The sequence below is a fragment of the Erwinia sp. SLM-02 genome (assembly GCF_037450285.1).
GTDB lineage: Bacteria > Pseudomonadota > Gammaproteobacteria > Enterobacterales > Enterobacteriaceae > Erwinia.
On the sequence record NZ_JAQISN010000001.1, the window covers coordinates 2,298,452 to 2,321,970 of the forward strand.

Genomic DNA, 23,519 nt, shown 5'->3' on the forward strand with positions numbered 1-23,519 from the left:
GCTGAGTTGGAGCGAATTTTGAGCGGGCAAAAAAAAACTCCCGAGCAGGGAGTTTTTAAAGTAATTACGATGGCAATTGATAATTAACGATAACCATTCGGGTTATTTGACTGCCAGTTCCAGGTATCGCGCATCATTTCATCAATGCCGCGGGAAACCCGCCAGTCGAGTTCACTGTCGGCCAGCGAGGCATCCGCCCAGAAGGCAGCCAGATCGCCATCGCGACGCGGAGAAACCTGATAAGGCACCGCACGGCCGGAGGCTTTTTCAAAGGCCTTCACCATCTCCAGAACCGAATATCCCTTACCTGCCCCAAGGTTATACGCTTTATACCCTGCGATAGCCGGGAGATGATCCAGCGCCTTTAAATGGCCCTCTGCCAGATCCATGACGTGAATGTAGTCACGCACGCCGGTCCCGTCTTTGGTCGGATAGTCATCACCGAAGATGCCGAGTTTTTCCAGGCGACCGATCGCCACCTGCGCAATATATGGCAACAGATTGTTAGGAATACCGTTAGGATCTTCACCAATCAGTCCGGATTCATGCGCGCCGACCGGGTTGAAATAACGCAGGGCGATGGTTTTAAATTCCGGAATGGCTTTGGCATAGTCGCGCAGGATCTGCTCAACCATCAGTTTCGACGTGCCGTATGGGCTGGTGGTGCCACCAATCGGAGTGGTTTCCACATAGGGAACCGGCGCATCGGCACCGTATACCGTGGCAGAAGAGCTGAAGATAAACTGGTTGACGCCTGCGCTGCGCATCTCCTCCAGCAGCACCAGCGTTCCGGTGACGTTATTCTGATAATACTCCAGCGGCTTGCGCGTTGATTCTCCGACGGCCTTCAGCCCGGCAAAGTGGATCACCGCGCTGATGTCGTGGCTGGCGAAAATATCACGCAGGCAGGCACGATCGAGGATATCCCCTTCGCAGAAGGTGGCGGTTTTACCCGTCAGCGTTTCAACGCGATTCACCGATTCCCGCGAGGCATTGCTCAGATTGTCCAGCACGACCACATCATCGCCCCGCGCGAGCAGCGACAGGACAGTATGGGAACCGATATAGCCTGCTCCACCCGTTACTAAAATAGCCATTGAGACTCCTTTACGCGGCGGGCAGATCCGTCGCGCCAACAGATTGTTATTTAGCCAGAATTTTCTTCACTGCGTCGCGGAAATCACGACCCTGGGCATTGTTACGCAGTCCCCAGGTGACAAACGCCTGCATGTAACCCAGCTTGCGCCCGCAGTCGAAGCTTTGTCCGCTCAGCAGGTGCGCATCAACCGGGCTCTTTTTGCTCAGGTTAGCAATCGCGTCGGTTAACTGATAGCGGCCCCATGCGCCCGGCTCCAGATTTTCCAGTTCTGACCAGATATCAGCTGAAAGCACGTAGCGGCCCACGGCGGAGAGATCGGAGCCCAGCGCCTGCGGCTGCTCCGGCTTTTCAACATACTCGACAATCTGGCTGACGCGGCCCGGGATAGTCAGAGGGTCTTTGGTGGTAATGACCGAATACTCAGACAGGTCGGCGTCCGGCAGGCGGTTGACCAGCACCTGGCTACGGCCGGTTTCTTCGAAGCGCGCCACCATTGCGGCCAGGTTGTAGCGCAGCGGATCCGCTGACGCATCATCCAGCAAGACGTCCGGCAGCAGCACGACAAACGCTTCGTCATGCAGCATCGGGCGGGCACACAGCAGAGAGTTCGCCAGGCCCAGCGGCTGCGGCTGGCGGACGTTCATAATCGTCACGCCCGGCGGGCAAATCGACTGGACTTCACTGAGCAGCTGACGCTTAACGCGAGCCTCCAGCAGCGCTTCCAGTTCGTAAGAGGTATCAAAGTGGTTTTCTACTGCATTTTTAGAAGCATGGGTGACCAGAACAATTTCCTTGATGCCCGCTGCCACGCATTCGTCGACGATATACTGAATCATCGGCTTATCTACGATCGGCAACATCTCTTTAGGAATGGCTTTTGTAGCAGGGAGCATATGCATACCGAGACCCGCGACCGGGATAACTGCTTTAAGCTTGGTCATAATTTTTCCATATAAATGAAGTAATAAGCGTTCGCTAATTATGCATTACCGGGACGATCTTTAAGTATAATCTTAATCTGAAAAATCTTCAGCCGCGCCGATCGATTAAACGCAAAACTTCAGCGGCACCGCGCATCAATGCTCGCCTGTCCGGGTGAATAATATGCTACCTGGGCCAGCATAAAACCAGCCTGAATATCAGATGTTTTACTCTTAATGCTCAATTAATCGCTCATTCCACCTAAGTCGATAATTGATAATAATCAGCCACTCCCATCAGTGGGCATTATCAGTTGAAATAGTGCAGATTCGCACCCATCATTACGCATCAACTTTTGGTTAACAGGTAAAAACGATGTTCGAATGGATCGCCGACCCGTCAATCTGGGCCGGACTGGTCACCCTGGTGGTGCTGGAGCTGGTGCTGGGCATTGATAACCTGGTGTTTATCGCCATCCTGGCGGAAAAACTGCCCCCTGCCCTGCGCGACCGTGCCCGCGTCACCGGGCTACTGCTGGCTCTGCTGATGCGGCTGGTGCTGCTCGCCTCTATTTCCTGGCTCTCTTCCCTGACCGCCCCGCTGTTCTCCATTGCCGGCCATGCCTTCAGCGCGCGGGATGCCATTATGCTGGTTGGGGGGATCTTCCTGCTGTTTAAAGCGACCGTTGAACTGAATGAACGGCTGGAAGGCAAAGATGAAGAGCAGAATCCGCAAAAACGCGGAGCGCGATTCTGGCCGGTAGTGGCGCAAATCGTGGTGCTGGACGCGGTATTCTCACTCGATTCGGTGATCACCGCCGTAGGCATGGTGGACCATCTGGCCGTAATGATGGCCGCGGTGATTATCTCGATCATGCTGATGCTGCTGGCCAGTAAGCCGCTGACCCGCTTCGTAAACGGTCACCCGACGATTATTATTCTGTGCCTGAGTTTCCTGCTGATGATTGGTTTCAGCCTGGTCGCCGACGGCTTTGGCTACCATATTCCGAAAGGCTACCTTTACGCGGCGATTGGTTTCTCGGTGATGATTGAGGCGCTGAATCAGCTTTCCCAGTTCAACCGCCGCCGTTTTCTGTCGGCAAAATCGCCGCTGCGTAAACGCACCGCCGAAGCGGTACTCCGCCTGCTGCGCGGCAGCCACGAACCGGCGGAACTGGACGCGGAAACCGCCTCCCTGGTAGCCAGCAATACCGCGCCAAAGGCCATTTTTAATAAGCAGGAACGCATGATGATTGCGAGGGTGCTGGCGATGGGGCAGCGCAGCGTCAGCAGCATTATGACTTCCCGTCATGATATCCAGCACATTGATCTGGCCGAGTCGCCGGAGGAGATCATGTCCCGCCTGGACAACAATCAGCACACGCGCCTGATCATTACCGAAAACAGCGAAGAGCCGCTCGGGGTGGTTCACGTCATCGAGTTGCTCAAGCAGGCGCTGCACGGTAATCACCTCGATCTGCGGGCGTTAATCCGCCAGCCGCTGGTCTTCCCTGAACAGCTTCCGTTGTTGCCTGCACTGGAGCAGTTCCGCAATGCGCGAACCCATTTTGCCTTTGTGGTGGATGAGTTTGGTTCGGTTGAGGGGGTGGTCACGCTCAGCGACGTTATGGAAACCATCGCCGGGAATCTGCCAAACGAAGGAGAACGGCTGGATCCGCGCTACGATATTCAACAAAACGCTGACGGTAGCTGGACCGCTAACGGCCATATGCCGCTGGACGATCTGACGATGTATCTGCCGCTGCCGCTGGATGAAAAGCGTGAATACAATACGCTGGCGGGGCTGCTGATGGAGCATTTACAGCACGTTCCCCAGGTTGGGGAAGAGGTGCAGATCGGTGATTATCTGATCCGCACCCTGCAGGTTGAGAACCATCGGGTGCAGAAGGTGCAGATCGTTCCACCGCAGGAAGAAGATTAACCAAACGGCCACTAAGGCGTGCCGCAGGCCCGCCTTACATATCTTTCAGCAGCTTTTTCACATCGTTGCGGTTTTCATTATCCGGGTTGCGGCCCATCCACTCTTTCAGCCGCTGTTTCGCCTCGTCACGCAGCTGCAGACGCAGTACCTGATCGACCTTCAGGCTGTAGTTAATCGTCGACCACGGGCCGTAAATCCGCAGCGGAACCGGGGTCTGCTGCAGGCGTCTGACCAGCGTATCGTCCCCCTGCCAGCCCTGCGTTACCGTCACGCCAAAGTTAATATCCAGTTCCCTTTTTGCCAGATCGACATTACCGCTGCCGGTGTAGTTCAGCATCGTCGACTGCGCGCTCAGATCGGGGAAGGTCACCAGGCCGTTATTCAGGGTGGCGTGGCCGCTGATTTGCTGCAGGATCGGCTGGTCGCTTCGCTCGCCGCGCACTTTATCACTGTTACCCTCAACGGCACGCTGGATCAGCTGCTGGAAATTAAGCCCGGCAAACTGGGCATTATCCAGTTTAAGATCCGCGCTGCCCCGCCACTGATGGTTAAATTCGGCCACGGTTAAGCCGTTACCGCTGAAATCACCGTCCAGCGACAGCTCACCGCTGATGGTATCCGGCAGATTAAAGGCTTTCAGCAGGGGGCTGATGCCCACCCGCTGCAGCGACGGCTTCAGCGCAACCTTCGTTTGCGGGCTGCGCACGTCAATGCTTCCCGGCAGAGAGAAACGACCGCCGTTTGCCTGCCCCTGCAGGCTGGCCAGCGTCAGCAGCCCCTGCTGATTGTTGGCATGCAGCTGCACCGCATCCATATCAATACCGCGCCAGCGCAGTTTCGCAACGTTCAGATTGAGGCTGCCGTCAATGACATTCAGCGGCGAGTCGGCATTATCAGGCGGCGCGGACTCGGCAATCACCGGTGCCCGCCCGGCGCGCTGGCTCTGCTGCGCGGCCTCATCGCCGGCGGTTTCGGTAATGCCCAGCAGGGTATCCATATCCAGCGATGGCGAACTGAGGTCCGCCACGATCAGCGGCCGGTTACCCAGTGTACCGGTGATTTTTCCGTTAAGCTGGCTGTCGTTGGCGCTGAGCTGGATATCACCGAGGCTGAAGCGCTGCCCCGCGCTGTCCCAGCTGGCCGTCATGGCTGCCTGACCTTTAATGCCGGCTTTCGGCAGGTCTGCACCCTGCAGCTGGTAATCAAGCTGTTTAATGGCGGCGCTAATCTGGCGTGGATAGTGGGTGATGTCCATATCGCTGCTGAACTGCAGGCGCAGATCGCGCTGGTCGCGACTGATGCGGCTACTGAATTCCAGCGTAGCCTGCCGCGGCTGGGTCTGATCGAGCCGCAGATTGAAATCACGCACGTTAAGCTGCTCGCCGTTGTTCTGCTGCCAGACCAGCAGGCTGTCAACGATCTGCAGATGGGAAATATCAAACTTCCAGCCGCGGGTAACGTCCTCAATCACCGACGGCACCGCACTGCCTGCGGGGCCGATCGGTGCATCCGCCGGGCGCTGGCGATCGCTTTCCGGAATTAACCGGACAACGGCACCTTTGAGCATCACCTGCTTGACGGAAAGCTGGTGGGAGAGAAGAGGCAGAAGATTGACATCCAGCCGCATGTTTTCCGCACTGACCACCGGCTGAGAGGCACCCGGCGCGGTCAGCGTGACCGGCCCGGACAGAATGCTCAGCTGCGGCCAGACGTGCCAGCGCAGATCGCCTTTCAGCGCCAGCTGGTAGCCGCTGCGCTGTTCAACCTGCTGGGCCATGTAGGCGCGAAAATCATTGGGATTGACCAGCAGAACCAGAGCGGTCATTCCGGCCACCATCACCACCAGTAAAATGGCCAGTGTGGTTATCAATCTTTTCATGCCTCTGCCACCTTTAATCTTTATCGATTCGACTGGCAACCGCGCCCTGCTGATCTTTGTATTTCGCATCCTGGCGGCTGTTGTACGGGCGTGCTGCCGGGCCCGATAGCGGTTCAAAACTCAGTGCGCCGATCAGCATGCCGGGGCGTAACGCCAGCGGAAGCTTACCGGAATTATAGAACTCCAGCACAATGCGCCCCTGCCAGCCCGGATCGATGCGGTGCGCGGTCACATGCACCATCAGCCCCAGCCTTGCCAGCGAAGAGCGCCCGTCCAGCCAGCCGACCAGATCGTCAGGCAGCGTGACCGACTCAAAGGTTACCGCCAGGGCCAGCTCGCCCGGGTGAAGGTAAAACGCCTCGCCTTCCGGCAGGACGATTTCATCGCTCATAACGCGATCCAGCGCGGCGCTGACTTCGTGCTTAGGCCCGCTTAAATCAATAAATGCAGCCGTGTGCCCGCGAAACGTGCGGAACTGGTTCCCGAGACGGACATCAACGGTGGCACCACTAATACGCTCCACCGGCGGGCGCGGGGTGATGCCCAGTTTGCCATTATCGAGCCAGGCTTCAATATCGCGGTCACATAATCTCATAACGGGTACTCCAACCTTTTCAGAAATGCGTAAAAGCGGCTACGGTCACAGCGGGAAAACACACCGGTTCGGCTCCGTAGCCTGCCCGCCGGGCGGGCCGGTCGGTGAGGATCACTCAAAGAACTGATTGATCTTCGCCTTGAGGATATCAATGGCAATGCGGTTTTTACCACCGCGCGGCACGATAATATCGGCATACTGCTTCGACGGTTCAATAAACTGCAGGAACATCGGACGCACCGTCTTCTGGTATTGCGCCATCACCGAATCCATTGAGCGGCCACGTTCATTTACATCACGTTTCATGCGGCGCATCAAACAGATATCGAGCGGCGTGTCGACGAAGATCGAGAAATTCATCTCCTGACGCAGACGCGCATCGGTCAGCAGCAGGATGCCTTCAAGGATAATGACCTTCTTGGGCTTCAGCGTAATGGTCTTTTTCTCACGCGTATGTTCGACATAGCTGTAGACCGGCAGTTCAATTGACTGCCCGGCCTTCAGCATTTGCAGATGCTGAAGCAGGAGCGTGTGGTCCATGGCACTCGGATGGTCGTAGTTGGTTTTAACCCGCTCTTCCATGGTTAAGTGGCTTTGGTCTTTGTAATAGGCATCCTCTGGGATCACGCCTATATTTTCATCACCTACGCGATCGCGCACTTCGCGATACAGCGTGCTGGCAATAAGACTTTTCCCCGAGGCTGAAGCGCCTGCGATACCTACGATGACGCACTGGTGCGACTTGTCAGCCATAAATTAACGACCTGATTCCGAGACAAAATGAAAGGATAAATTGCCAGCTTCCTGAAATATGAAGGGCATAGCGCGCGCAATTATAGGGAGTTCACCCATTCGATGCCAGAAAAAAGCATCCTCAACCTTTTCAGATTATACCGTTAGATAATATGCTGGCGTCCGGGTAAAGTACGACAAGCAAAAAAGCCTCAAGGAAACAGCGTGCCAGATCACATAATGCATCTTTTGACTTATTTCGGTGACAGCATGCTGCTGCTGCCGACGGCGGTCATTATCGCTTTCCTGCTTCGCTGGAAAAACGACGACAAACGCGCCGTCTGGTTCTGGCTGCTGGCCTTTGGCTGCGCGGGGCTGGTGGTCAGCCTGTCGAAAATCGCTTTCCTTGGCTTTGGCATCGGCAGCGTGCGGTTTAACTTCACCGGATTCAGCGGCCACAGTGCCATGTCCGCGACGCTCTGGCCGGTGATGCTCTGGCTGCTGAGCGGCCGACTTGCCCCACTGTGGCGACGGGTTCTGCTTGCGGTCGGCTATCTGATCCCGGTAATTGTTGGCCTGTCGCGTCTGGAGCTGAACGCGCATTCGGTCAGTGAAGTCATTGCCGGTTTGATCCTCGGTTTTACCCTCAGCACCGCTTTTCTGCTCAGCCAGCGCACCGTTCGCCCGCGAGGCTTTTCGCTGGCGCAGTTGTGCATTGCGCTGCTGGTGCCGGTGCTGCTGTTCAGCCACGGCCGGGTGGCCACCACTCAGCAATTTTTGCAACACTTATCAGCCCAGATCGCCGGGATTGATCACCCCTGGACCCGCGCGGATCTTTTAAAAATCAAGCAATAAACCCCATTGATATCTGCGGCGTTTATCGCAGGTTTTATGTGCCATTCACTTCAACCCGGTTTTCTTGTGCTAGCATGGCTTTAGAGATAACGATCGCGCCGCTGTCTGGCGCCGTGCTGGATAAGTGTGGATGGCCTCAGAAACGTTAGCCAATGTACAACATAGCCGGACGCAGTGGCTGAACAGCCTGCTGCTGGGCCTGCTGAGCCTGGCATCCACCTTTTACTGTCTTGAGCTGATTAAAATCAGCGGTCAGATCTCACCGCTGTGGTTTTCCACGGCGCTGATGACCATCGTGGTGTTCCGCAATCCCGTCCGTCACCTGCCGCTGCTGCTGAGCGGCTGCATGGTCGGCGTGATCTGCGCCAATGCGATCATCCTCGGCCCGGGCCTCTCCAATCTGAAATTCCCGCTGATCAATCTGGCCCAGGCGCTGATGGGCGGCGTGATGCTGCGCCTGCTGCTGGATCATCACGCGCCGCTGAATACGCTTTACAGCTGGGTCAAAATGATGCTGGCGGTTGGCCTGTTCACCCCGCTACTGGGTGCAATGCTAGCCAGCGCCCTGCTGAATATTCCGGCCGCCTCGCTCACTCAGTTCTTCTCCACCTGGGTTGCCTCCGAAGTGGTCGGCATGCTGGCGCTTGGCCCGGTGGCGCTCCTCTGGCAGCGCGACTCGCTGATGAAGCACCGGGTGATGATTGAGACGCTACTCACCCTGCTGGTCACCCTTATATTCAGCTGGCTGGCGCTCCGCTACCTGCCGTGGTCGTTTGCCTTCGTGATTGTTATTCTGTTCTACAGCGCCGTGCGCCTGCCGCGCCTGGCCGCGTTCATCGTTTACCTGGTGACGGTATCGATGATCTCACTGATGCTGGCGCTCAATCTCATTCCGCAGGATTTTGTCAGCACGCCGCTGCTGATCTCCATTCCCTGGCTGCCCTTCCTGCTGGCGCTGGTCCCCAGCCATCTGATGACCCTGGTGATGCACTCGTTTCGCGAAGAGCGCAAGCACATCTCGGAAAGCGAAACCCGCTTTCGCCACGCGATGGAATATTCGGCGATCGGTATGGCGCTGGTGGCACCCGGCGGCCAGTGGCTGCAGGTCAACAAGTCGCTGTGCCGCCTGCTGGGTTACAGCCAGCATCAGCTTGAAGGCATGACCTTCCAGCAGCTGAGTCACCCCGATGACCTGAACGCCGATCTGACGCAGATGAATGCCCTGCTGGCCGGAGATATCGCCACCTATAGCATGGAAAAACGCTACCTGCGTAGCGACGGCAAAACCGTCTGGGCGCTGCTGGCGGTTTCGCTGGTGCGCGACAGCGAGCAGCAGCCGCTCTATTTTATTTCGCAAATCGAAGATATTACCGGGCTGAAGCTGACCGAAAAAATGAATCAGCAGCTGATGGAACGCATCACCCTGGCCAACGAAGCCGCCGGGATTGGCGTATGGGAATGGAACCTGAACACCGGCGAAATGAACTGGGATCGGCGCATGTTCCAGCTCTACCATCTGCCGGAAAGCGTGAAGATCACCCAGCAATACTGGATAAACTGCCTGCTTCCCGCCGATCGAAAAAAAGTTCTCGCCCTGCTGGAAAACGCGGTGAAAAATACGTCCCCGGTGGACGTTGAGTACCGGATTGAAACCCCCGCGGGCATCCGCTATATCCGCTGCCAGGGCAATCTGGTCGCCGACGAGCCGGGCCAGTCTTCACGCATGCTGGGAATTAATCAGGACGTCACCGTATTCCGCCGGCTCACCGATGCCCTGGATCAGGAGAGAGAGCGGATGCATATCACTCTGGATGCCATTGATGAAGCGGTGATCAGTACCGATGAAGAGATGCAGGTGATCTTTATGAATCCGGTGGCGGAGAAAATGACCGGCTGGCCGCAGCACCATGCGGTGGGCAAACCTATCACCGAGATTTTACAGATCACCCGCGGCGGCGATGGGCCGGAGCAGGAGATCGTCCTCAGCTGTGCGCTGCCGAAAAATACCAAACCGGCGGCTTCCCCGGACCAGGACCTGGTGCTACATAATCGCGCCGGGGAACAGTTTGCCATCAACTACAGCCTGTCACCGCTGAGCACGCAGGAAGGCGATAATATTGGCAGCGTGATGGTAATACAGGACGTCAGCGAATCGCGGGAAATATTCAAACGCCTGCGCTACAGCGCTTCCCACGATATGCTGACCCGCCTGCCGAATCGCGCCAGCTTTGAACAGCGGCTGAAAGTATTGCTGATGCCGCAGGAAAACCAGCATCTGCGCCACGTGCTGGCCTTCGTCGATCTTGATCGCTTCAAGGCAGTCAATGACAGCGCCGGTCACGCCGCCGGTGATGCGCTGCTGCGGGAGCTGTCGACGATCATGATGCGCCAGCTGCGCGGCAGCGACTTCCTCGCCCGCCTTGGGGGCGACGAATTCGGCATGCTGCTGCCGGAATGTTCCCTCGAGGATGCCAGCGAAATCGCCAGCCGACTGGTCGCCACCATCAGTCAGTATCGCTTCCAGTGGAAAGGCCAGGAGTTCTTCGTGGGCGCCAGCGCCGGGCTGACCGCCTTCGACAGCAGCAGCAACGCGGTTGAGGTAATGGCACAGGCGGATATTGCCTGCTACCGGGCTAAAAACAGCGGCCGGGGCCGGATTGCTGTTTACGAAGAGAAGCCCCACACCGACCCCCAGCACTGATCCGGGCACCGCCCTCCCCCTTATTGAATAAAACCACGCTTCCCCCTTGCTCTGCCGACACGGCCAGGCTAAAGTCGCCCCCTTTTTTTCCCCACTCAGCGGAGAGAACGATGTTTATCGGTTTCGACTACGGTACGGCGAACTGCTCGGTCGCCATTATGGATAACGGCCAGCCAAGAATGCTGCCTTTAGAGCAGGGTTCACCTTATTTACCCTCAATGCTGTGTGCGCCGACTCGTGAAGCCGTGAGTGAATGGCTGTTTCGTCATCATCAGGTGCCCACGCCGCAGGCGGAAAGCCAGGCGCTGCTGCGCCGCGCCGTGGCGTTCAACCGCGAAGAAGATATTGAAGTGACTCCGGCCAGCGTGAAGTTTGGCCTGGCCTCGCTGGCGCAGTACATGGACGATCCGGAAGAGGTGTGGTTTGTAAAATCCCCGAAATCGTTCCTCGGTGCCAGCGGCCTGAAGCCGCAGCAGGTGGCGCTGTTTGAGGATCTGGTGTGCGCGATGATGCTGCAGATCCGCCAGTCGGCGGAAAGCTCGCTGAACGACAGCGTGACCCAGGCGGTGATTGGCCGCCCGGTCAACTTCCAGGGGCTGGGCGGTGAAGACGCCAACCAGCAGGCGGAAGGAATTCTGGCCCGCGCGGCCAGCCGCGCCGGATTCAGCGATGTGATTTTCCAGTTCGAGCCGGTGGCCGCCGGTCTGGACTTTGAGGCCACGCTGAGCAAGGAAAGTCGGGTGCTGGTCGTGGATATCGGCGGCGGAACCACCGACTGCTCGATGCTGCTGATGGGCCCGCAGTGGCACGATAAATCCGACCGCAGCGACAGCCTGCTGGGCCACAGCGGCTGCCGCGTGGGCGGTAACGATCTGGATATTATGCTGGCCTTCAAGGAGCTGATGCCGCTGCTGGGCCTGGGCGGTGAAACCGTGAAGGGAATGGGGCTGCCTGCCCTGCCGTGGTGGAATGCGGTGGCGATTAACGATGTTCCGGCGCAGAGTGATTTCTATGCCGCGGCCAGCAACAAGCTGCTGCAGGACCTGATCCGCGACGCGCGCGAACCGGAAAAGGTGAAGCGCCTGCTGAAAGTGTGGCGTCAGCGCCTGAGCTATCGTCTGGTGCGCGCGGCGGAAGAGAGCAAAATTGCCCTTTCCGACCGACCGCAGACGCTGGCGGGTCTGGATTTCATCGACGACGGGCTGGCAACGGATATCAGCGTGGCGGCGCTACAGGCGGCAATCAGTCAGCCCCTTGAGCGCATTCAGGAGCAGGTTGCGCTGGCGCTTGAGACCAGCGGTACGAAGCCCGATGTGATTTATCTGACCGGCGGCAGCGCGAAGTCTCCGGTGCTGCGCCAGGCGTTGCAGCGCCAGCTGCCGGATATCCCGCTGACCAGCGGTGATGATTTCGGCTCGGTGACGGCGGGGCTGGCGCGCTGGGCGCAGGTGATGTTCCGCTAGGGTTTAGTCTGTTCAGGCCGGGCGGTAGTGGCCCGGCATATCGCAGAAGAAGCCCGTGGCTCAGGCTTTACGTCGGTTAATAATTGCGCGAGCGCAGCGGCCAATCAGCGGAACGGCAATCATTGCCAGAATTACCGAGACGATCGCCAGGAAGAGCAGCACGGAGGCAATCGGGTTAAGCACGCCGCCAAGGCTGGTGATATGGCTGAACGAGGCAAAACGCTCCGGGGGCATATCGCGCAGAATGGCGCCCGGCAGGATCATAAAGAACACCAGGCTGACCGGCAGGTAGACGATAAAAATCTTTTTCTTGTTCATACGGTTTGCCCTGTGGCGATGGAGAACGTGTACAGGGCGGTGATGATACCTCAAAGCTGCGAGTCCCATCAACGCGTTGCCGTGCGGGCGCTGCGGAACTGGCGTACGGGGTCCAGCCTTTGCTGCTGCTCCAGGGCAGTCCTCGCGCCGCGTTGCGGTGCCTTCGGTTACGCCATTGTGCCGACCGGACCGGCCAGGATTGAACATCCCTGTTCAAACCCGGCCTGACGCCAGCTTCCCTGCTGTCGTCTCCTGGCGCAATGGCTTCACCTCAGCGCTGCGGATGCCCGTACGCAGCAGCAGAGGCTGTCCCCTTTCAGAATTTCATCGCTTTTGGATTTAGACAAAGGCCACGTCTACTAACAACGTGTGATTCCGCATGAACTCAGCTCAATGAGCAAATAATCAAGTCGCATCTGCAACTCCGGAATTTGCAACCAGCCAGCGCTAGCACCCGACTCTGCAAACAACGCTGCACAAATCACCGGTTGTATGTCTGAAACCGTACTGCATACTTTTCTCGCTGATGAATAGGGGTGCGTGGTTCAGCCTCTGCTGCTGCTCCAGGGCGGTCCTCGCGCCGCGTTGCGGTACCCTCGGTTACACCATTGCGCCGACCGGACCGGCCAGGATTGAACATCCCTGTTCAAACCCGGCCTGACGACAACATCCCTGTTGTCGTCTCCTGCGCAATGGCTTCACCTCAGCGCTGCGGATGCCCTTGCGCAGCAGCAGAGGCTGTCCCCTTTGATAATTTCATGGCTTCTAAAGAGCTGCGCCGAACATCGCTAAACTTTCCCAATCCATGATTGCTCCAGGGGGAACGTACAGGCCGTCTCCATATCTTCATGGATAAGCGCCCTTTTTTTCGCTTTATGCGGATCGCGAATACGCAGTACGGGAACCGCCATGCGCCATACCAGGCCAGCAGCAGGTAACCAGTACAGGAGCTTCCTGGCATGTCACCTGTATCCGATTATCACATTGATTTTTATTGCCAGCAGTTCGTTATCCTGGCGTAAGCGCGGATAGCCAAAATCACCCAGCGTATGTCTTACAAGTTAATGTAATAGCAAACAGATATATTCATAAGGCCACTGGCGCCCGCGCCGGGTGAGTAAAGAGACGAAACCTTCAACACCCGTTAATGTAGACCAATTAATCCACCGCCCCATGGATGAGCTGACACCGCAGAGGGATCTACTTTTTCACGCGGCTATTTAACTTTATTATTGCTTTTTGAGAATCAGGAATAGAGTATAGTAAAAAATCATTGAAGGGATACGGTGATGACAGAAATAACCAACCTGAACCTCCTGCAATCCACCCTTGCTATAATTACAGGGTTAATAACTATCTTTGGCGCCATCTATTCAGTCATTAAAAAATTGAGGGCACCTTCAACCGATCATAATGAACTCTTCAAAAAGTCCGGAATACCCGTATGGATATTGCGAATCCTTATGATCAAAATATCACTACAGAGAATTCCTGACATCAAACGGTCGGACATCATTGCTACTACAATTCTTGTCACGATATTTAGCTGCGCACTGATACTTTCTGGTTACCTCCACACTCGTGTAATCCAGGTTCCCGCAGACTGGGCGGCGTTAACGCTTAAAACCACGGGAGAGAATTTCTTTATGAACTTGGATAAGGCAACGGGTGTTTCTTTCATTAAAGATCATCGTTGGGAAATTGATCGTTCATCCTGCCAGCTGATTTCGACCGAGAAGATAGCGCAGATTGCGGCAATATCTGTCGATCTGGCGACGAATATATGTCAGGTATTCTCCGAAGAAAAGGATCAGAAGATACTCGCCGAGTTTATAAAAAAAACACCAAAGGAAAAAAAATTATTAGAGACTATTCTTGGTTTTCTTGAAGTTATTCTCGTCTGGTTAATGCTCAGTATAATCCTCACGCTGGTATTTAAAAAACGATTGATTGGTGCCATCTTACAACAGCAGGAACGGGCTAAACATTACTTGACCTGATACCTTTGTATCACAGTCCAATATTATTTCCGTCAAGGAGCACGGAAGTTTGACAGCATGCGGGTTGCGCCCCCGAGAGGGCAATCCACAGCGCTGAACGCAGAGAGGAAGCCAGGATTTGGACGCATGGACGCGGCCAAAAGTCACAGCCGGGCCAGGACGGCCCGTCTGTGGCGGTCCGACCGGCTGACGAACGAAGTGAAGGGACCGCGACGCGGCGCGAGGACCAGCCCGAACGGGGGCACAACCCGCCAGCGCCAACTCCCGACTCTGCAAACAGCAGAACCCGTGCCAACACAAGACTCTGGAACCAACACAGCAAGCGTCTGGCCGTTATGCCCTCTTTCAGTCACTAAGCCTTCGGCTTACCAGCAAATCAGTAACTGCTCACCTCGGAAAGCAAACGCTTATCCGCCTCGCTCAGCTTCAGCTGGGTCGCCTTCACCAGCTCATCCACCTGCGCCAGCGACGTCGCACTCACGATCGGCGCGGTAATGCTCGGGCGGGCAATCTGCCACGCCAGCGCCACCTGGGTTGGCGTCGCATGATGCGCTTCGGCCACCTGAACCAGCGCATGAACAATCTTCAGCCCGCGATCGTTCAGATACTTCTCCACCACGCCCTGCCCGCGCGCGCTCTTCGCCGCATCCTCCGGCTTGCGGTATTTACCGCTGAGGAAGCCGCTGGCCAGCGAATAATAGTTAATCACGCCCAGACCGTGCTCCTCCACGACCGCTTCCAGACCGCTCTCGTAGCCTTCGCGATCGTACAGGTTATATTCCGGCTGCAGCGTTTCATAACGCGCCAGTCCGGCATCCTGGCTGATTTTTAGCGCCTCGCTCAACCGGTCGGCCGAGTAGTTTGATGCACCGATAGCGCGCACCTTACCTTCTTTAATTAACGCATCAAAGGTAGCCAGCGTATCCTGTAATGGCGTATCTTCGTCGTCGCGGTGCGCCTGATACAGATCGATATAGTCGGTTTGCAGACGCGTAAGGGAAGCCTCTACCGCCTGGCGAATGTATTTTGGTGCCAGACCGGTTTTACCGTCGCCCATACTGATTCCCACCTTGGTGGCCAGAATGATTTTGTCGCGCTTGCCGCTCTGCTTCAGCCAGTTACCGATGATGACTTCCGATTCCCCGCCCTGATTACCGGGAACCCAGCGAGAATAGACATCAGCGGTATCAATGAAATTCAGCCCTTTCTCCACCAGCGCATCCAGCAGGGAAAAAGATGTGGATTGATCGACGGTCCAGCCGAAAACGTTCCCCCCAAAGGTCAGTAGCGGAACCTGAATGCCGGAACGACCAAGCTGGCGATGTTCTGAAGTACTCATTTCAATCTCCTGGTTAATGGGTTGTACGGCGTCAATCTTAGCAGACTAACTATTTGTCGCTTCGACATTTTCTGTCTAATAATTTGCAGAATGTGAACAGAAGACAATGCAGAACTATACAGTTATCCTTATTTCCTTCATTTTTCGTAAGTTATAATTAGCTAATATGAAGAGTGGACGCCTTTTCGTCCCATCTGGACATGTCCCCGCTACCGGAGAGCAAGAGAGTTAATGAAAGCACAGCGCCGTTTCCCCCTTATCCCACTGGTTATTATTGTTGCCGCACTGGCTGGCGGCGGCCTGTACTGGTGGCACAGCCATGCTGACGCTCCGGGAGCTCAACCTGCCGCCGCAGACAAATCGGCACATCCTCGTGGACGTGGCGGTCGCGGACCCGGTGGGCCTGGCGGTATGGGCGCCGAGTTAAGCCCGGTGCAGGCGGCAGAAGCGCAAAGCAAAAGCGTGCCGCAGTATCTCTCCGGCCTGGGCACCGTCACCGCAGCCAATACCGTCACGCTGCGCAGCCGCGTTGACGGTGATTTGATGGCGCTGCACTTTACCGAAGGGCAGCAGGTGAAAGCCGGCCAGCTGCTGGCCGAAATCGATCCCCGCCCGTGGCAGGTCGCTCTGATGCAGGCAGAGGGCCAGCTGGCGAAGGATCAGGCGACGCTGGCTAACGCCCGCCGCGATCTGGCCCGCTATGAGAAACTGGCGAAAACCAGCCTGGTCTCACAGCAGGATCTGGACACCCAGAAAGCGCTGGTCAGCGAAACGCTGGGCACGCTCAAAGCCGATGAGGGCAGCGTCGCCAGCGCTAAGCTCAACCTCACCTACAGCCGGGTTACGTCGCCGATTGACGGCCGCGTGGGCCTGAAACAGGTGGATGTCGGCAACTACATCACCAGCGGCGACACCAATGGGATCGTGGTCATTACCCAGACGCACCCCATCGATCTGGTGTTCAGCCTGCCGGAAAATGACATCAGCGCCATTCTCAGCGCGCAGAAACAGGGTGCCGTCCCGGTGGAAGCCTGGGATCGCAGCAATAAAACCCTGCTGACGCAGGGTGCGCTGCTGAGCATGGATAACCAGATCGACACCACCACCGGCACCGTTAAGCTGAAGGCCCGCTTCAGCAATGAGGACGACCGGCTGTTCCCCAATCAGTTCGTGAACGCCCGCCTGAAGGTCGCCACCCTGCAGGATGCCATCGTGATCCCGGCGGCGGCGCTGCAGATGGGCAACGAAGGCCACTTTGTCTGGGTGGTCAACGCCGACAATAAGGTCAGCAAAAAATCCGTGACGGTCGGCATTCAGGACAGCGAAACGGTGGTGATTAACAGCGGCCTGCAGGCCGGTGAAAAAGTGGTCACCGACGGCATCGATCGCCTGACCGAAGGAGCAAAAGTCGAAATCGTCGCCCCGCAGTCCACGCCGCTGACCTCGGGTAAAAGCGCGCAGCCAGCCAAGGGAGCCAGCGACTGATGCAGGGAATGCCTTCCAACACCGGCGGCGGGCCGTCGCGCCAGTTTATTCTGCGGCCGGTTGCGACCACGCTGTTAATGGTGGCGATCCTGCTGGCCGGGATTATCGGCTATCGCTCGCTGCCGGTCTCGGCACTGCCGGAAGTGGACTACCCGACGATTCAGGTGGTCACGCTGTATCCCGGTGCCAGCCCGGACGTGATGACCTCCGCCGTCACCGCCCCGCTGGAGCGCCAGTTTGGCCAGATGTCCGGCCTGAAGCAGATGTCCTCACAGAGCGCGGGCGGCGCTTCCGTGGTGACGTTACAGTTCCAGCTGACGCTACCGCTGGACGTGGCCGAGCAGGAGGTGCAGGCCGCGATCAATGCCGCCACCAACCTGCTGCCAAATGACCTGCCTAACCCGCCGGTTTACAGCAAGGTTAACCCGGCGGATCCGCCGATCATGACCCTGGCCGTGACCACCACCAGCATGCCGATGACCCAGGTTGAGGACATGGTGGAAACCCGCGTGGCGCAGAAAATTTCACAGGTCTCCGGCGTCGGGCTGGTCACGCTCTCCGGCGGGCAGCGCCCGGCGGTCAGAGTGAAGCTGAACGCGCAGGCGCTGGCCTCGCTGGGCATCACCACCGAAACGGTGCGTACCGCCATCAGCAACGCCAACGTCAATTCGGCGAAGGGTAGCCTTGACGGCCCGGAACGCGCCATCACGCTGTCGGCCAACGACCAGATCAAAACCGCCGAGGGCTATCGCCAGCTGATCGTCACGTACCTTAACGGCGCGCCGGTAAGGCTGGGCGATGTGGCTACCGTTGAGCAGGGTGCGGAAAACAGCTGGCTGGGCGCCTGGGCCAACCGCCAGCAGGCGATTGTGCTGAACGTTCAGCGCCAGCCGGGGGCTAATATCATCGATACCGCGGATAATATCCGCCAGATGCTGCCCGCGCTGACCGCCTCCCTGCCGAAATCAGTCGACGTGAAGCTGCTGACCGACCGCACCAACAACATTCGCGCCTCGGTAAATGACGTACAGTTTGAGCTGCTGCTGGCGATTGCGCTGGTGGTAATGATTATCTATCTGTTCCTGCGCAACGTTCCCGCCACCATTATTCCGGCCGTGGCGGTGCCGCTGTCGCTGGTCGGCACCTTCGCGGTGATGTACTTCTGCGGCTTCTCGATCAACAACCTGACGCTGATGGCGTTAACCATCGCCACCGGCTTCGTGGTGGATGATGCGATTGTGGTGATCGAGAATATCTCGCGCTATATCGAAAAGGGCGAAAAGCCGCTGACCGCCGCGCTGAAGGGGGCCGGTGAGATCGGCTTTACCATTATCTCACTGACCTTCTCACTGATTGCGGTGCTGATCCCGCTGCTGTTTATGGGCGATATCGTCGGCAGGCTGTTCCGCGAATTTGCCGTCACCCTGGCGGTGGCGATCCTGATTTCTGCGATTGTGTCGCTGACCCTGACGCCGATGATGTGCGCGCGTATGCTGAGCGTGGAGTCGCTGCGCAGGCAGAACCGCTTCTCGCGCGCCAGCGAGGCGATGTTTGACAAGGTTATCGCCCGCTACGGCAGCCTGCTGCGCCGGGTGCTGAATCATCCGTGGATCACCCTCGGCGTGGCGCTGAGTACCCTGGCAATCACCGTGCTGCTGTGGCTGGCGATCCCGAAAGGTTTCTTCCCGGTGCAGGACAACGGCATTATCTCCGGCACCGTGCAGGCCTCGCAGTCGGTTTCCTACGCCAGCATGGCGCAGCGCCAGCAGGAAGTGGCGTCGGTGATTATGAAAGATCCGGCGGTGCAGAGCCTGACCTCGTTTGTCGGCGTGGACGGCACCAACTCCGCGCTGAACAGCGGCAGGCTGCAGATCAATCTCAAGCCGCTGGATGAGCGCGACGACCGCATTCCGGTGGTGATTGCCCGCCTGCAGCAGCAGGTTTCGCAGATCCCCGGCATCAGCCTGTGGCTGCAGCCGGTGCAGGACCTCACCATCGATACCCAGGTCAGCCGCACCCAGTATCAGTTCACCCTGCAGGCCGGTTCGCTCGACTCGCTCAGCCTGTGGGTGCCGAAGCTGCTGGCAAAACTGAACACCATGCCGGAGCTGAAGGACGTCAGCAACGACTGGCAGGATCAGGGGCTGGAAGCCTATATCCGCGTCGATCGTGATACCGCCAGCCGGCTGGGCATTTCCATGGCCGACGTGGATAACGCGCTGTATAACGCCTTCGGCCAGCGTCTGATCTCCACCATTTACACCCAGGCAAACCAGTACCGCGTGGTGCTGGAGCACGACACCACCGCCACGCCGGGACTGGCGGCGCTGCAAACCGTGCGGCTGAAAAGCACCGACGGCGGCAGCGTGCCGCTGAGCGCGATTGCCAGCGTTGAACAGCGCCACGGTGCGCTGAGCATTAACCACCTCGACCAGTTCCCGTCGGCAACCTTCTCCTTCAACGTCAGCGACGGCTACTCGCTGGAGCAGGCGGTGAACGCCGTCACCCAGGCCGAAAAGACCATGGAGATGCCCGCGGAGATCATGACCCAGTTCCAGGGAAGCACCCTCGCCTTCCAGGCTGCGCTGTCCAGCACCGTCTGGCTGATCGTCGCCGCCATCGTGGCGATGTATATCGTGCTGGGTATCCTCTACGAGAGCTTTATTCATCCGATTACCATTCTCTCCACGCTGCCCACCGCGGGCGTGGGTGCGCTGCTGGCGCTGATGATCAGCGGCAGCGAACTGGACGTGATCGCCATCATCGGCATCATCCTGCTGATTGGTATCGTGAAGAAAAACGCCATCATGATGATCGACTTTGCGCTGGCCGCCGAGCGCGAGCAGGGTATGTCGCCGTACGATGCGATTTACCAGGCCTGTCTGCTGCGCTTCCGCCCGATCCTGATGACCACGCTGGCCGCCCTGCTCGGCGCGCTGCCGCTGATGCTGAGCACCGGCGTTGGCGCGGAGCTGCGCCGCCCGCTGGGTACGGCGATGGTCGGCGGGCTGATCGTCAGCCAGGTGCTGACCCTGTTCACCACCCCGGTTATCTACCTGCTGTTTGACCGCCTGGCCCACGCCACCCGCCAGCGCTTTGCACGCCGGGAGGCAGAGTGAAATTTTTCGCCTTGTTTATCCATCGCCCGGTCGCCACTATCCTGATGACCGTGGCAATTCTGCTGGCCGGTATTCTCGGCTTCCGGCTGCTGCCGGTGGCCCCGCTGCCGCAGGTGGATTTTCCGGTGATCATGATCAGCGCCTCGCTGCCGGGCGCTTCGCCGGAGACCATGGCCTCGTCGGTGGCGACGCCGCTGGAACGGGCGCTGGGACGGATTGCCGGGGTGACGGAAATGTCCTCCAGCAGCTCGCTCGGCTCCACGCGCATTATTCTGGTATTTGACTACGACCGCGATATTAACGGTGCCGCCCGCGACGTGCAGGGCGCCATTAACGCCGCGCAGAGCCTGCTGCCGAGCGGCATGCCGTCGCGGCCAACCTACCGCAAGGCCAACCCGTCCGACGCGCCGATCCTGATCATGACCCTGACCTCGGATACCTATTCGCAGGGCCAGCTTTACGACTACGCCTCCACCCAGCTGGCGCAAAAGCTGGCGCAGATTGAGGGCGTGGGGGATGTGTCGGTCGGCGGCAGCTCGCTGCCCGCGGTGCGCGTTGAGCTGAACCCGCAGGCGCTGTTTAACCAGGGCCTGTCGCTGGATGCGGTCAGGGAAACCATTGCCAACGCCAACGTGCGCAAGCCGCAGGGCGCGGTGGAAGATAACCAGCACCGCTGGCAGTTAAAAACCAACGACGAGCTGAAAACCGCGGCGGAATATCAGCCGCTGATCGTGCACTACAGCAACGGCGCGGCGGTACGGCTGAGCGACGTCGCCAACGTAACCGATTCGGTTGAGGACGTGCGCAACGCCGGGATGGCGAATGCCAAACCGGCGATCCTGCTGATGATCCGCAAATCGCAGGAAGCCAACATCATCGACACCGTCGACCGCATCCGCGCCGAAGTGCCGGAGCTGCGCAAGATTATTCCGGCGTCCATTGAGCTGAACGTGGCGCAGGACCGTTCCCCGACCATCCGCGCCTCGCTGCATGAGGTGGAGCAGTCGCTGGCGATCTCCGTCGGCCTGGTCATTCTGGTGGTGTTCGCCTTCCTGCGCTCCGGCCGCGCCACGCTGATCCCGGCGGTGGCGGTGCCGGTTTCGCTGGTCGGCACCTTTGCCGCCATGTACCTGTGCGGCTTCAGCCTGAACAACCTGTCGCTGATGGCGCTGACGGTGGCCACCGGCTTTGTGGTCGACGATGCGATTGTGGTGCTGGAGAATATTTCCCGCCATGTGGAAGCCGGAATGAGACCGGTGCAGGCGGCCCTGCAGGGCGTGCGCGAAGTCGGCTTTACCGTGGTGTCGATGAGCATTTCGCTGGTGGCGGTATTCCTGCCGCTGCTGATGCTCGGCGGGCTGATTGGCCGGCTGTTTACCGAGTTTGCCGTCACGCTGTCGGTGGCGATCGGCATCTCACTGCTGATCTCGATCACCCTGACGCCGATGATGTGCGGGCTGCTGCTGAAGCCGCAGCGCAAACATCAGCAGCAGCGCATTCGCGGCTTCGGCAAAGTGCTGCTGGCCGTGCAGCGGGGCTATGGCCGTTCGCTGCGGGTGGTACTTAACCACGCGCGCTGGACGCTGCTGGTGTTCTTCGCCACCATCGGCCTGACCATGTACCTCTACGTCTCCATTCCGAAAACCTTTATGCCGGAACAGGATACCGGGCGGCTGATGGGCTTTATTCAGGCGGACCAGAGCATCTCCTTCCAGTCGATCCGCGACAAGCTGCAGGACTTTATGCGCATCGTGCATGACGACCCGGCGGTGGAAAGCGTGGTCGGCTTTACCGGCGGTTTCCGTACCAACAGCGGCTCGATGTTTATCTCGCTGAAACCACTTGCGGAACGCACGGAGAACGCCCAGCAGGTGATTGCCCGCCTGCGCACCAAGCTGGCGAAGGAGCCGGGCGCTAACCTGTTCCTGATGGCGGTGCAGGATCTGCGCATCGGCGGGCGCGAGTCCAATGCCGGATATCAGTATTCCCTGCTGTCGGACAGCCTGGACGACCTGCGCGAGTGGGAGCCAAAAATCCGCCGCGCCTTTGCCGCCCTGCCGGAACTGGCCGACGTGAACTCCGATCAGGAAGATAAAGGCGCGGAGATGGCGCTGACCTACGACCGCGCGGCGATGTCCAGCCTCGGGATTGACGTTTCCGACGTCAACAACCTGCTGAATAATGCCTTCGGCCAGCGGCAGATTTCCACCATTTACCAGCCGCTGAATCAGTACAAGGTGGTGATGGAGGTCGATCCGCGCTACACCCAGGACATCAGCGCGCTGAACCAGATGTACGTGATCAACAGCGACGGAAAATCGATCCCGCTTTCTTACTTTGCCAGCTGGAAGCCGGCGAACTCGCCGCTGTCGGTGAACCACGAGGGGCTGTCGGCCTCCTCGACCATCTCCTTCAACCTGCCGGAAGGCGTGTCGCTGTCGCAGGCTTCGGCGGCTATCGATCGCAGCGTGACTGCGCTGGGCGTGCCGTCCAGCGTGCGCGGCAGCTTCTCCGGGACGGCGGCGGAGTTTGAGAAATCGCAGAGCAGCCAGCTGTGGCTGATTGTTGCGGCAATCGCCACCGTCTATATCGTGCTGGGCATTCTGTATGAGAGCTACGTGCATCCGCTGACCATTCTCTCCACCCTGCCCTCGGCGGGCGTCGGTGCGCTGCTGGCGCTGGAGCTGTTCGGCGCGCCGTTCAGCCTGATCGCCCTGATAGGCATTATGCTGCTGATCGGCATCGTGAAGAAGAACGCCATTATGATGGTGGATTTTGCCATCGAGGCGCAGCGCAACGGCGGGCTGACCGCGCGGGAAGCGATTGAACAGGCCAGCCTGCTGCGCTTCCGGCCAATTATGATGACCACCCTGGCCGCCCTGCTCGGCGCGCTGCCGCTGGTGCTGACCAGCGGTGACGGCGCGGAGCTGCGCCAGCCGCTGGGGATCACCATCGTCGGCGGCCTGGTGATGAGCCAGCTGCTGACGCTGTACACCACCCCGGTGGTTTATCTGTATATGGATAAACTGCGCCGCAGGCCGCGCCCGGTGCGTGTGTCGGAGGACGCATAAT

At 58.4% G+C, this 23,519-nt stretch carries 15 protein-coding genes and 1 pseudogene; 8 read left to right on the forward strand and 8 right to left on the reverse strand.

Annotated features, from left to right (window positions below):
* Positions 1-83 precede the first annotated feature (83 nt).
* Positions 84-1,097, reverse strand: a complete 1,014-nt coding sequence (gene galE / locus PGH32_RS10725) for a UDP-glucose 4-epimerase GalE (protein WP_337894013.1) — start codon at positions 1,095-1,097, stop codon at positions 84-86.
* Positions 1,098-1,143: 46 nt separating this feature from the next.
* Positions 1,144-2,040 (reverse strand): UTP--glucose-1-phosphate uridylyltransferase GalF, encoded by an 897-nt coding sequence (galF, locus tag PGH32_RS10730; RefSeq protein WP_314427519.1) that lies wholly within the window; start codon positions 2,038-2,040, stop codon positions 1,144-1,146.
* 355 nt (positions 2,041-2,395) lie between these two features.
* Here galF and PGH32_RS10735 point away from each other — a divergent pair, with 355 nt between their 5' ends.
* A complete protein-coding gene (locus PGH32_RS10735; RefSeq protein WP_314427521.1) occupies positions 2,396-3,961 on the forward strand; it encodes a TerC family protein in 1,566 nt (521 codons plus the stop codon).
* A gap of 34 nt (positions 3,962-3,995) precedes the next feature.
* Here PGH32_RS10735 and asmA read toward each other — a convergent pair whose 3' ends face one another.
* From asmA to udk, 3 genes are all read right to left on the reverse strand, one after another.
* Positions 3,996-5,840, reverse strand: coding sequence for an outer membrane assembly protein AsmA (gene asmA / locus PGH32_RS10740; RefSeq protein ID WP_337894014.1), 1,845 nt, complete (start codon positions 5,838-5,840; stop codon positions 3,996-3,998).
* 13 nt (positions 5,841-5,853) lie between these two features.
* Complete coding sequence (gene dcd / locus PGH32_RS10745) at positions 5,854-6,435, reverse strand: dCTP deaminase (RefSeq protein WP_314427525.1); 582 nt, start codon at positions 6,433-6,435, stop codon at positions 5,854-5,856.
* A gap of 111 nt (positions 6,436-6,546) precedes the next feature.
* Entirely contained in the window at positions 6,547-7,188 is a 642-nt protein-coding gene (udk, locus tag PGH32_RS10750) for a uridine kinase (protein WP_123334955.1), read from the reverse strand.
* A 219-nt stretch (positions 7,189-7,407) separates the two neighbouring features.
* On the opposite strand from udk, the gene PGH32_RS10755 reads away from it, so the two are divergent.
* From PGH32_RS10755 to yegD, 3 genes are all read left to right on the forward strand, one after another.
* Positions 7,408-8,022, forward strand: coding sequence for a phosphatase PAP2 family protein (locus PGH32_RS10755; RefSeq protein ID WP_314427527.1), 615 nt, complete (start codon positions 7,408-7,410; stop codon positions 8,020-8,022).
* Positions 8,023-8,152: 130 nt separating this feature from the next.
* Positions 8,153-10,723: a diguanylate cyclase gene (locus tag PGH32_RS10760; protein WP_337894015.1), complete on the forward strand. Its 2,571-nt coding sequence runs from the start codon at positions 8,153-8,155 to the stop codon at positions 10,721-10,723.
* A 110-nt stretch (positions 10,724-10,833) separates the two neighbouring features.
* Complete coding sequence (yegD, locus tag PGH32_RS10765; RefSeq protein ID WP_337894016.1) at positions 10,834-12,186, forward strand: molecular chaperone; 1,353 nt, start codon at positions 10,834-10,836, stop codon at positions 12,184-12,186.
* Positions 12,187-12,246: 60 nt separating this feature from the next.
* Here yegD and PGH32_RS10770 read toward each other — a convergent pair whose 3' ends face one another.
* Both PGH32_RS10770 and PGH32_RS24700 read right to left on the reverse strand, forming a co-directional pair.
* On the reverse strand, positions 12,247-12,504 hold the full coding sequence (locus PGH32_RS10770; RefSeq protein WP_314427534.1) for a hypothetical protein: 258 nt from the start codon (positions 12,502-12,504) through the stop codon (positions 12,247-12,249).
* Between the two features lie 845 nt (positions 12,505-13,349).
* Positions 13,350-13,709: pseudogene (locus tag PGH32_RS24700) on the reverse strand (IS630 family transposase); the annotation flags it as partial.
* A gap of 84 nt (positions 13,710-13,793) precedes the next feature.
* Here PGH32_RS24700 and PGH32_RS10775 point away from each other — a divergent pair.
* Positions 13,794-14,504: a DUF6216 family protein gene (locus tag PGH32_RS10775; protein ID WP_314427536.1), complete on the forward strand. Its 711-nt coding sequence runs from the start codon at positions 13,794-13,796 to the stop codon at positions 14,502-14,504.
* Between the two features lie 376 nt (positions 14,505-14,880).
* On the opposite strand, the gene PGH32_RS10780 is transcribed toward PGH32_RS10775, so the two are convergent.
* Positions 14,881-15,843 carry an aldo/keto reductase gene (locus PGH32_RS10780; RefSeq protein ID WP_337894017.1) on the reverse strand — a complete coding sequence of 321 codons (963 nt, stop codon included), beginning with the start codon at positions 15,841-15,843 and terminating at the stop codon, positions 14,881-14,883.
* Between the two features lie 231 nt (positions 15,844-16,074).
* Between PGH32_RS10780 and PGH32_RS10785 the strand changes: the two genes are divergently transcribed.
* Genes PGH32_RS10785 through mdtC form a run of 3 tightly spaced genes read left to right on the forward strand, consistent with a single transcriptional unit; the run spans position 16,075 to position 23,518 of the window.
* Positions 16,075-17,328: an MdtA/MuxA family multidrug efflux RND transporter periplasmic adaptor subunit gene (locus tag PGH32_RS10785; protein WP_337894018.1), complete on the forward strand. Its 1,254-nt coding sequence runs from the start codon at positions 16,075-16,077 to the stop codon at positions 17,326-17,328.
* Positions 17,328-20,447: an MdtB/MuxB family multidrug efflux RND transporter permease subunit gene (locus PGH32_RS10790; protein WP_314420550.1), complete on the forward strand. Its 3,120-nt coding sequence runs from the start codon at positions 17,328-17,330 to the stop codon at positions 20,445-20,447. Before PGH32_RS10785 ends, PGH32_RS10790 begins: the two co-directional genes overlap by 1 nt.
* On the forward strand, positions 20,444-23,518 hold the full coding sequence (gene mdtC / locus PGH32_RS10795) for a multidrug efflux RND transporter permease subunit MdtC (RefSeq protein ID WP_337894019.1): 3,075 nt from the start codon (positions 20,444-20,446) through the stop codon (positions 23,516-23,518). Before PGH32_RS10790 ends, mdtC begins: the two co-directional genes overlap by 4 nt.
* Position 23,519 lies beyond the last annotated feature (1 nt).